Source organism: Sphingobacterium sp. MYb382 (assembly GCF_037572665.1).
Taxonomy (GTDB): domain Bacteria; phylum Bacteroidota; class Bacteroidia; order Sphingobacteriales; family Sphingobacteriaceae; genus Sphingobacterium.
On the sequence record NZ_JBBGZT010000010.1, the window covers coordinates 178,822 to 189,272 of the forward strand.

The 10,451-nt window shown below is 41.4% G+C and carries 6 protein-coding genes and 1 rRNA gene; 5 read left to right on the forward strand and 2 right to left on the reverse strand.

The window, feature by feature from the left end; translation table 11 throughout:
- Positions 1-65 precede the first annotated feature (65 nt).
- Entirely contained in the window at positions 66-1,571 is a 1,506-nt protein-coding gene (locus tag WH223_RS04260; RefSeq protein WP_340046292.1) for an aldehyde dehydrogenase family protein, read from the reverse strand.
- Positions 1,572-1,739: 168 nt separating this feature from the next.
- Here WH223_RS04260 and WH223_RS04265 point away from each other — a divergent pair, with 168 nt between their 5' ends.
- Positions 1,740-2,648, forward strand: a complete 909-nt coding sequence (locus WH223_RS04265; protein WP_340046294.1) for an AraC family transcriptional regulator — start codon at positions 1,740-1,742, stop codon at positions 2,646-2,648.
- A gap of 6 nt (positions 2,649-2,654) precedes the next feature.
- Here WH223_RS04265 and smpB read toward each other — a convergent pair whose 3' ends face one another.
- A complete protein-coding gene (gene smpB, locus WH223_RS04270; RefSeq protein ID WP_340046295.1) occupies positions 2,655-3,110 on the reverse strand; it encodes an SsrA-binding protein SmpB in 456 nt (151 codons plus the stop codon).
- 367 nt (positions 3,111-3,477) lie between these two features.
- On the opposite strand from smpB, the gene spt reads away from it, so the two are divergent.
- The 4 genes from spt to WH223_RS04290 all read left to right on the forward strand — a co-directional run.
- The gene (spt, locus tag WH223_RS04275; protein ID WP_340046296.1) at positions 3,478-4,578 is read left to right on the forward strand and encodes a serine palmitoyltransferase; all 1,101 of its coding nucleotides are present in this window, start codon (positions 3,478-3,480) and stop codon (positions 4,576-4,578) included.
- A gap of 111 nt (positions 4,579-4,689) precedes the next feature.
- Complete coding sequence (locus tag WH223_RS04280; protein WP_340046297.1) at positions 4,690-5,808, forward strand: hypothetical protein; 1,119 nt, start codon at positions 4,690-4,692, stop codon at positions 5,806-5,808.
- Positions 5,805-6,800 (forward strand): NAD-dependent epimerase/dehydratase family protein, encoded by a 996-nt coding sequence (locus WH223_RS04285; RefSeq protein WP_340046299.1) that lies wholly within the window; start codon positions 5,805-5,807, stop codon positions 6,798-6,800. The genes WH223_RS04280 and WH223_RS04285 overlap by 4 nt, the downstream gene beginning before the upstream one ends.
- 3,165 nt (positions 6,801-9,965) lie before the next feature.
- Positions 9,966-10,451, forward strand: a 16S ribosomal RNA gene (locus WH223_RS04290); the annotation flags it as partial.

Sequence of the window (10,451 nt, forward strand, 5' to 3'; positions counted from 1 at the left end):
AAACGTTTTAATAAATAAAAAAGGTGCCCCAGCCAAAGCTAGAACACCTGTAGCGTATTAGGGAACTAAAAAAATCCTAACTTCTGTTTGCTATAAGAAATCAGCATGTTTTTAGTCTGACGATAGTAGTCCAGCATTAATTTATGATTTTCACGACCAATTCCCGATTGCTTGTACCCCCCAAAAGGAGCACCAGCAGGGTAGGAGTGGTATTGATTAACCCAAACACGACCTGCTTGTATAGCGCGTGGTATTTGGTAAAGTTGGTGCGCATCGCGTGTCCATACGCCAGCACCAAGACCATAAATCGTGTCGTTGGCAATAGCTAGTGCCTCAGCCTCATCTTTAAAAGTCGTCACCGCCAATACTGGCCCGAAAATCTCCTCTTGGAAGATACGCATCTTATTGTGCCCTTTGAAAAGTGTAGGCTGAATATAGTAGCCATCTTTTAAAGAACCATCCTCATGGAAGTTCTCATCACCACCAATCAAAACCTCAGCACCTTCTTCCTTACCCAATTTAATGTATGAAAGAATCTTGTCCTTTTGTATTTTAGACGCCTGTGCACCCATCATCGTATTTGGATCTAACGGGTCACCCATCTTAATCTTCTTAACACGCTCAATAACTTTCGTAATAAAAGCCTCGTAAATATCCTCCTGGATTAATAAACGAGAAGGGCAGGTGCAAATTTCTCCTTGGTTAAGAGCAAATAAGACAGCCCCTTCGATAGCTTTATCCAAGAAGTCGTCATCATGATCCATTACCGAGTTGAAGAAAATATTAGGCGATTTACCCCCCAATTCCAATGTAACGGGAATAATATTTTCTGTAGCATACTGCATAACCAAACGCCCTGTAGCCGTAGATCCAGTGAATGCCGCTTTAGAAACTTTAGGGTGGGTAACCAAGGCACGGCCAAGCTCCCCTCCAAATCCATTAACGACATTGATCACGCCAGGAGGAAGTAGATCAGCAATAAGCTCTATCAATACTAAAATAGAAATAGGCGTGCTCTCAGCAGGCTTTAAAACAACACAGTTTCCGGCGGCCAACGCTGGTGCCAATTTCCATACAGCCATTAAAATTGGGAAGTTCCAAGGTATAATCTGTGCAACAACACCAATAGGCTCATGCAGAATAATCGAAACCGTATCTTGGTCTAGTTCATTGATGGATCCCTCTTCAGCGCGAATAACGCTAGCAAAATAACGGAAGTGATCAATAGCTAGAGGAATGTCAGCGTTAAGCGTCTCGCGTACAGCTTTACCATTGTCGATAGTTTCTACAGCGGCGATATAAGCTAAGTTTTCCTCCAGTCGGTCCGCAATACGGTTTAAAAGGATGCTACGTTCGGTAGGAGAGGTTTTGCTGAATACCGCAAAAGCTTTGCTCGCAGCTTCCACAGCCAAGTCGATATCTTCTTTTGAAGAGTGCGCGGCTTGCGTAAATACTTTGCCATCGATAGGCGATATGTTATCAAAATATTTGCCTAAAAGGGGAGCGGTAAACTTACCCCCAATGTAATTATCATAACGTTCTTTGAACGTTGGTTTTTGAATGGTGCTCATGTTTACTTAATTTTTATCGAGGTTTATAGATAACAAATATAAACGAAGAGCATCACCCTCTTTAGCATTTTTGTGCCAAACCATAGCATAATAGACCCAAGGAGCACTTGGCTTAATCGCTTGTTTTTCTTATATTTGAGAGTAGCGTTAAAAGTAAGGAGACGATTTATGCAGCACAATCAGTTATTAAAGGTATTACCTTTTTCTAGTACGAAGGAGCTAAATACATTGGTCGAAAATCGACGTGCCTTTACGCTTCAGCATTTTGAGCTAAATATATTTGAAACCTATGAAATAGAACGGCAGGTGCCATTGCAGTTCACCGATTTGGTAATCATCAATATGATAAAAGGAAAGAAAGTAATGCATCTATCCGATAAAATTGCTTTCGATTATCAGCCTGGAGAAACATTACTTCTGCCCGAATATACGCGCATGAAAATAGATTTTCCCGAAGCACAACTGGCCTCACCAACGCAGTGTACAGCCATTACAGTAGCCGAAGAGATGATACAAGATGTCGTGCAGCAGCTAAATGCCTTCTATCCCAAGCAGCAAGAAAAAAGTAACTGGTCCTTTCAGCTTGATAAGTTTCATTTCAGCAATAATGCAGAGCTCGTAGCCCTGACCAACCGTTTGTTTGAAGTAAGCTTAAGTGGGAATTTACACAAAGAAGCACTCGCCAATTTGGTGCTGAAAGAGCTCCTAATACGAATCATGCAAATACAAGGACTATTGGTGCTCGATGAAAATGCTAATACCAATAATTCCGAATTTGCATACCTGAAAAGGTATATACAGGAAAATATAGCCGAGAAAATAAATGTAGACAAACTTTGTGAACGAGCCGGAATGAGTAAAAGCTCCTTGTGTAGAGCTTTTCGAACGGAGTTAGGAGTAAGCCCTATGGAGTTTGTCATCCGAGAGCGTATCGCCTATGCAAAAAAAATACTCGCGCAGTCTAAAAGTGTTAAAACAGCCTGTTTCTCAGCGGGATTCTCTGATATCAACTATTTTGTACGCCTATTTAAACAACGCGAAGGAATAACCCCAGGACAATACATCATGGCAGGATAGAAGAAATTAACGCTTCATTACACGGTCTAGTTCACGCTTGCTTTCGCGCTCTTTAATTGTATCACGTTTATCAAAATCCTTCTTACCTTGAGCCAAGGCAATTTCAATTTTAGCAAAACCACGTTCGTTGATAAAGATGCGTAACGGAACAATAGTGAAGCCTTTTTCTTCGCCTTTTTCACGTAGTTTTTTCAGCTCTTTCTTCGTCAATAAAAGCTTGCGATCACGCTTAGCTTCGTGGTTATAAAACGAGCCGAAAGAGTATTCTGCGATGTGCATGTTTCTGATATACAGTCCGTCATCAAGAAAAGAACAGAAGCTGTCGTTAATGTTGGCCTTACCTTCACGAATAGATTTAATCTCCGTACCTAGCAGGCCAATACCTGCTACATAACGGTCCAATAAATGATACTCGAAAGAGGCTCTTTTGTTTTTGATATTGACGTTAGCTGCTATTCCCATTTTCAATTGTTAAAACACAAAAATAGCGATTTTATACTTTTATATAACTTTTAATCCTAAACTATTGCTAATATCTTAACAATAATTTAATTTTATGATACTTATATGTATTGATTATGATGTTAAATCGACGGAAGTTTCGTATGTTTGCACCGGTTTTTTGGGCAAAATACAATCTGATTACTGACTCTTAGTAGGTTATTGATAGTTTAACCACGGTTTCACTCTATAAACGACTTTTGAGAAGCTAAATTGTGTTTTTTGTTTTTTTATTTTACTTTTGACGATTATTACTATCGGGTCAAAAAGTAAATAGACCCAATATAATACAGTAATTTTATCACAATAGAATAGTAATACCTACAGCATGAGTAAGGGAAAGTTAAGTGAAAGAACGTCTAAGTTCCTGAAGAGTGAACTTGATCCGATTAAGGCTAATAATCTATATGCGTTTTTTAGACCTATTCAATCTAAACAAGATACAGAAGTAATTATCGACGGTAAGCGTGTTTTGATGTTCGGGTCAAATTCTTATTTGGGACTGACAACAGATCCGCGGATCATTGAAGCTTCTCAAGATGCTTTAGCTAAATATGGAACAGGTTGTGCTGGTTCTCGTTTCTTGAACGGAACCCTAGATATTCATGTGGAGCTAGAGGAAAAATTGGCCGCTTATGTAGGAAAGGAAGCTTCTGTGCTATTTAGTACAGGTTTTCAGTCCAACCTAGGACCATTGTCATGTTTGACAGGCCGTAATGATTATATCTTACTAGATGATCGTAATCACGCTTCCATCATCGATGGTAGTAGATTGTCATTCTCGAAAGTAATTAAGTATGCACACAACAATATGGAAGATTTACGTGCTAAAATCGCACGTCTACCTGAGGAAAGCTTTAAATTAATCGCTACCGATGGTATCTTCAGTATGGAAGGTGATATCGTAAATCTACCAGAGATGGTTAAAATCGCTGATGAGTTTGATGCTGCTATCCTTTGTGATGATGCACACAGCTTAGGTGTTATCGGTGATAAAGGTGCCGGAACAGCAAGCCACTTCGGGTTGACTGATCAAGTAGACCTAATCATGGGTACATTCAGTAAGTCATTCGCCTCTCTAGGTGGTTTCGTGGCTGCTGATGCAGATACCATCGAGTTTTTAAAACATAGAGCACGCTCGTTAATGTTCAGTGCAAGTATGACTCCAGCATCTGTAGCTTCTACGTTAAAAGCGTTAGAAATTATGCAAACAGAACCAGAGCATATCGAAAAGCTATGGGCAAATACTCACTACGCTAAAAAACTATTGTTAGAAAATGGATTCGATTTAGGCGCTACAGAAAGCCCTATTCTACCGATTTTCGTCCGCAATAACGATAAAACATACTACGTAACGAAAATGCTTCAAGATGATGGCGTTTTTGTAAACCCTGTAGTAGCGCCAGCAGTACCAGCAGAAGAGTCGTGAATTCGTTTCTCTCTAATGGCAACGCATACTTTCGACCAAATCGATGAGGCGGTAGAGAAAATGGCTAAGGTGTTCAAGACAGTAGAGGTCGAATCTTTTATGAGTTAATACATGATTGAGATACTTCCTGTTCTGACAAAAAAGCAATTGTCTACTTTTATAGATTTCCCACACGATTTGTACAAGGGGGATTCAAACTATGTGCCAGAGCTTTTTTTAGCTCAGCAGGATTTATTTTCTCCAAAGCATCCATTCTATAAGCATTCCACTTCACAGGCTTTTTTAGCCTACAAAGGAGGAAAGCTTGTAGGACGTATTGCAGCCATTTGGAACACCAACCACAACCAGCAGAACAATCTGAAGGAAGGTCATTTTGGTTTCTTTGAAACTATCAACGACCAAGAAGTGGCTGATGCCCTACTGAAAAAGGCAGGAGAATGGGTGACAACAAAAGGTGCTGAAACACTAGTTGGACCAATCAATCTAACAACAAACGATACCTGTGGTTTGTTAATCGAAGGTTTTGATAAACCGCCGATGGCCATGATGCCATACAATCCGCCGTACTATATCGATTTGTTAACCAATGCGCAGTTCAATCAACAAGTAGATTTACGTGCTTACTGGATTTATACTAAAAATGCGAGCCAACGCTCCGTTTTATTACTCGATAAATTAGAAACACGTCTACAGCGCTCTGGTATCACGCTACGTGAAATCAACCTTAAAGATTTCAAAAACGAAGCGAAGAAAATTCAACAAGTATACAATAAAGCGTGGGATAAAAACTTAGGTTTCGTGCCAATGACAGACGATGAATTTGCACATACAGCAAAAGATCTGAAAACAATTGTCAATCCCAAGTTCTGTATCCTCGCAGAAAAAGATAATGAAATCATAGGCTTCGCCCTAGGCGTACCTAATATTAACGAGATTTTAATAAAAATCAAACGCGGACGTTTGTTGCCTTTCGGGATTTTTAAACTGCTTTTCGGTTTGAAAAAAGTGAAAACATTAAGAGTCTTGATGCTCGGCGTACTCGATGATTATAGAAAACAAGGAATCGAAGCCTGTCTCTATGGTCGAATCATCAAAAATGCAGGAACAGAAGGCATCATAGGAGCAGAGTGCTCATGGATGCTTGAACACAACTACATGATGAATCACGCCATCGAGCAAATTAACGGAGAGTTCTACAAACGCTATCGCCTGTACCAAAAAGGGCTATGAGTGGAAAAATATTAATTACAGGAGCCAGTGGCTTTGTCGGCTTTCACCTCGTAGAGCAGGCAACGGCGGCTGGCTTCGTTGTGCATGCAGCAGTGCGCAAGTCTAGCAAAGTAGACGACATAAAACCCTATGTTAGCAAATTCGTATATCCCGATTTCGATAGCAACGAATCCCTACTGGCATTATTCCAAGAAGAACAATACGATTACGTCATTCATGCAGCTGCAATGACAAAGGCAAAGTCTGAAACACAGATGTTTCACGTGAATGTAGGCTATACCGAGCGACTTATCCAAGCAGCCTTCGCTACAGCAACACCGCCAAAGCGTTTCGTATTCGTGAGCAGCCTAGCCGCAATAGGACCCCGTCCATATAGCGATGCCGATATTCAAGATGATGCCGAAAATAAGCCAGTAACCGTATACGGACGAAGCAAGCAAGCCGCAGAAGAGCTTCTGGAAAAGCAATTTGCACAGCTGCCGATAACCATCATTCGCCCAACAGCAGTGTATGGACCCCGCGAAAAAGATCTATTCATTCTTTTTGATACACTCCATAAAGGAGTAGACGCCTATATCGGTCGCAAACCACAAAAGCTATCCTTCGTCTATGTCCTCGACCTCGTCGATGTACTGCTCAAAGCATGCGTAGCGCCCCAGGAAGCATTGACCATCTTCAATATCACCGATGGCAATACATATGACCGCTATGCGATGGCCGAAATATTTAAACAAACACTACATAAAAAGCCAATGCGTTTGCATTTGCCCTATGCCGTTGTTGAAAAAATAGCACAGCTGTCCGCCTGGTTTTACAAAAATTCAGATAAAACACCCGTGCTCTATCCCGAGCGTCTCAACGAACTAACAGCCGAGAATTGGAGCTGTAACATCCAACGAGCAAAAGACAAACTAGCATATACACCACAGTATAATCTGCAACGCGGATTGACCGACACCCTATTGTGGTATAAAAACAACAATTGGTTTTAAAAATATTATAAGGGCGCTCCGTTAGGGGCGTTTTTAAATTACGCCCCTACGTCGGGCTTTCCGCACTCGCTTTTTGTTTTGTGGCTCCCCTCGCGTACCGCTCGAACCCCAAAACAAAAGAGCTCAAACAATCGCTCCAATCCCTAGCGCGATTAGTATTCAATAACCCTTCATCGCTATACAACAAAAGGAATATATATAAAGCATGTATATGTAAGGAACACATACATATACTATGTGCGCTGATAGCCGCTGTATCCCCCTGAACTTGTCGAATGACAGCAGGACAACTAGGAGATAATAGTGCAAAAGAAAAAATGAGCTGCAAAACAGCAATGACTTGCTTTGCTAAGAAGAAGGCCTAGGCATCTGCTGCGTAAAATCGTAGCGTAGGAAATTCCGCAAGAGCAAAACTCTGTTTGAGCGCAGCGAGTTAGTTTTGTTCCGGAATTTACAAGGGGAGATAGCAGCGTATGCCAGCCTTGATTTTTGCCACCCTTTTCATCAAGGAAAAGGGTGAAGCCCCGTCCTGGCGAAGGACACGTACTATAATTAAGCAAAAGACCTTACTCAGCGTTGCAAACGCTATCCTCCCGCATCCTCGTTGCAAACGAGGACGATAGACAGTGCAAATAAACCTTCCATATATAATAGGAGTAATTCATTCATACTTTCAATTAACGACTATAAGTTCCTATATTCCTCTCAAGGTTTCACATCGTTCTAAGTGATGCTTCGACAAGCTCAGCATGACAACTTGGAAAGGAAAGTGCAAAGAAAAAATGTGGTGCGAAAATCTGAATCTTGCAGTTGCTAAGGAAAAGGCCTAGGCATCTGCTACGTAAAATCGAAGCGCAGGAAATTCCGCAAGAAGAAAACTCTGTTTGAGCGAAGCGAGTTAGTTTTGTTTCGGAATTTACAAGCGTAGATAGCAGCGTATGCCAGCCTTGATTTTTGCCACACTTTTTATCAAGGAAAAGGGTGAAGCCTCGTCCTGGCTAAGGACACGCACTATAATTAAGCAAAGACTCCAATAAGCGTTGCAAACGCTATCCTCCAGCATCCTCGTTTCAAACGAGGACGATAATAATATTCGACCCCGCTGGGGTCGTACCTTCATTTAAACTAGGCTATAAACATGTCAATCCTCCGGATTGAATCCCTTTAAAAAGCCTTACAAACAATAAAAAGAGGCTAATATCATTACTCTTTAGATGCAAAGGGTAACAGTTACCCAAACAAGAATAAAAATATGCTAATAATCACCCCGGAGGGGTAACATCTTTATAGAAAATAGATGATTAGTAAAAACCGACCCCACCGGGGTCGCATATAAACAGAGATTTCAAGAAATATGTCTAAACGATGCTTCGACAAGCTCAGCATGACAACTTGGATGGGTTGGTACAAAAGAAAGATGTGTTCAAAACAAAACTGATTTGCTTTGCTAAGAAGAAGGCCTAGGCATCTGCTGCGTAAAATCGTAGCGTAGTAAATTCCGCAAGAAGAAAACGCTGTTTGAGCGTAGCGAGTTCGTTTTGTTCCGGAATTTACAAGTGGAGATAGCAGCGTATGCCAGCCTTGATTTTTGCCACCCTTTTCATCAAGGAAAAGGGTGAAGCCATGTCCTGGCTAAGGACACCCACTATAATTAAGCAAAAGCCTTCAATAAGCGTTGCAAACGCTATCCTCCAGCATCCTCGTTTCAAACGAGGACGATAGACGACTGTACAAACAAACCTTTCTAAGACGATGCTTCGACAAGCTCAAAATGACAACCTGGAAAGGAAAGTGCAAAACATAACTAATTTGCAGTTGCTAAGAAGAAGGCCTAGGCATCTGCTGCGTAAAATCGTAGTGCCGTAAATTCCGCAAGAAGAAAACGCTGTCTGAGCGTAGCGAGTTCGTTTTGTTCCGGAATTTACAAGTGGAGATAGCAGCGTATGCCAGCCTTGATTTTTGCCACACTTTTCATCAAGGAAAAGAGTGAAGCCCCGTCCTGGCTAAGGACACGTTCTATAATTGAGCAAAAGACTCCAATCAGCGTTGCAAACGCTATCCTCTGGCATCCTCGTTTCAAACGAGGACGATAGAATTAATTTGCAGTTGCTAAGAAGAAGGCCTAGGCATCTGCTGCGTAAAATCGTAGTGCCGTAAATTCCGCAAGAAGAAAACTCTGTCTGAGCGGAGCGAGTTAGTTTTGTTCCGGAATTTACAAATGGAGATAGCAGCGTATGCCAGCCTTGATTTTTGCCACCCTTTTCATCAAGGAAAAGAGTGAAGCCCTGTCCTGGCTAAGGACACCCACTATAATTAAGCAAAAGACCTTACTCAGCGTTGCAAACGCTATCCTCCCGCATCCTCGTTTCAAACGAGGACGATAGGCAGTGCAGGTAAACGGTGAGAACTAGCGAACAGAAGCAAGGTTGGTATTGCTTATATATAGGAGTAAGCTATTCTAACACGATGCTTCGACAAACTCAGCATGACAAGTTGGATATGGGGGGCAAAACATAACTAATTTGCAGTTGCTGGAAAAAAGGCCTAGGCATCTAAGAAACAACCCCCTCGGGGGGGCATATCCAATAACAGCCCTAATTCCCTATCCAAACCACCTATTTACCCCCCAAAACCCAACCCAAGGAAAAATTATCTAGTATCGTTATCAAGCACTTAAGAAAAACTCCTAATAAATAAGCTAAAAACATTTGGAAGTAGGGGTATAAAACTTCTATCTTTGCACCACTCCGCAAGGGAGGGACGATTGAAATAAAGGGTTAAAAACAAGGATAGCGGCATTATAAATGCGGTTTTTCTAGATTTAACGAAAGAGGAGCTAGAGAAAATAAAGTAAAATTTATTTTGGAAAATCAAAAAGCTTTTCTACCTTTGCAGTTCCAACCGAGAGGAAGGGCGCACATCGCAAGGATGTATGAAACAAACAAGATTAAGTTTAACCTAGCAATAGGAAAAATATATAGCCAAAGCGCGACGCGGCGGCGAGAGAAGTTCTTTAAGAAAATGATCATGAAAACGTAACGAGTAGTTGGTTATACTAACGAAAGTTAACAAATAACAATCAACCTAGTCAGTTCAAATTAGATATTAAAAAAAAGACAATTCTAATTATTTTATAAATAGTTAGGTTTCTAACAATTCATTTTTACAATGGAGAGTTTGATCCTGGCTCAGGATGAACGCTAGCGGCAGGCCTAATACATGCAAGTCGAACGGGATCCAAGATAAAGCTTGCTTTATTTTGGTGAGAGTGGCGCACGGGTGCGTAACGCGTGAGCAACCTACCCATATCAGGGGTATAGCCCGGCGAAAGTCGGATTAACACCGCATAACAATACGGAATCGCATGGTTTTGTATTTAAATATTTATAGGATATGGATGGGCTCGCGTGACATTAGCTAGTTGGTAAGGTAACGGCTTACCAAGGCTACGATGTCTAGGGGCTCTGAGAGGAGAATCCCCCACACTGGTACTGAGACACGGACCAGACTCCTACGGGAGGCAGCAGTAAGGAATATTGGTCAATGGACGGAAGTCTGAACCAGCCATGCCGCGTGCAGGATGACTGCCCTATGGGTTGTAAACTGCTTTTGTCGAGGAATAAACCTACTTACGTGTAAGTAGCTGAATGT

What these genes read in the sequence shown, in the direction of transcription:
- WH223_RS04260 (WP_340046292.1), bottom strand. Translation starts at nt 1,571, where the DNA reads ATGAGCACCATTCAAAAACCAACGTTCAAAGAACGTTATGATAATTAC.
- WH223_RS04265 (WP_340046294.1), top strand. Translation starts at nt 1,740, where the DNA reads ATGCAGCACAATCAGTTATTAAAGGTATTACCTTTTTCTAGTACGAAG.
- smpB (WP_340046295.1), bottom strand. Translation starts at nt 3,110, where the DNA reads ATGGGAATAGCAGCTAACGTCAATATCAAAAACAAAAGAGCCTCTTTC.
- spt (WP_340046296.1), top strand. Translation starts at nt 3,478, where the DNA reads ATGAGTAAGGGAAAGTTAAGTGAAAGAACGTCTAAGTTCCTGAAGAGT.
- WH223_RS04280 (WP_340046297.1), top strand. Translation starts at nt 4,690, where the DNA reads ATGATTGAGATACTTCCTGTTCTGACAAAAAAGCAATTGTCTACTTTT.
- WH223_RS04285 (WP_340046299.1), top strand. Translation starts at nt 5,805, where the DNA reads ATGAGTGGAAAAATATTAATTACAGGAGCCAGTGGCTTTGTCGGCTTT.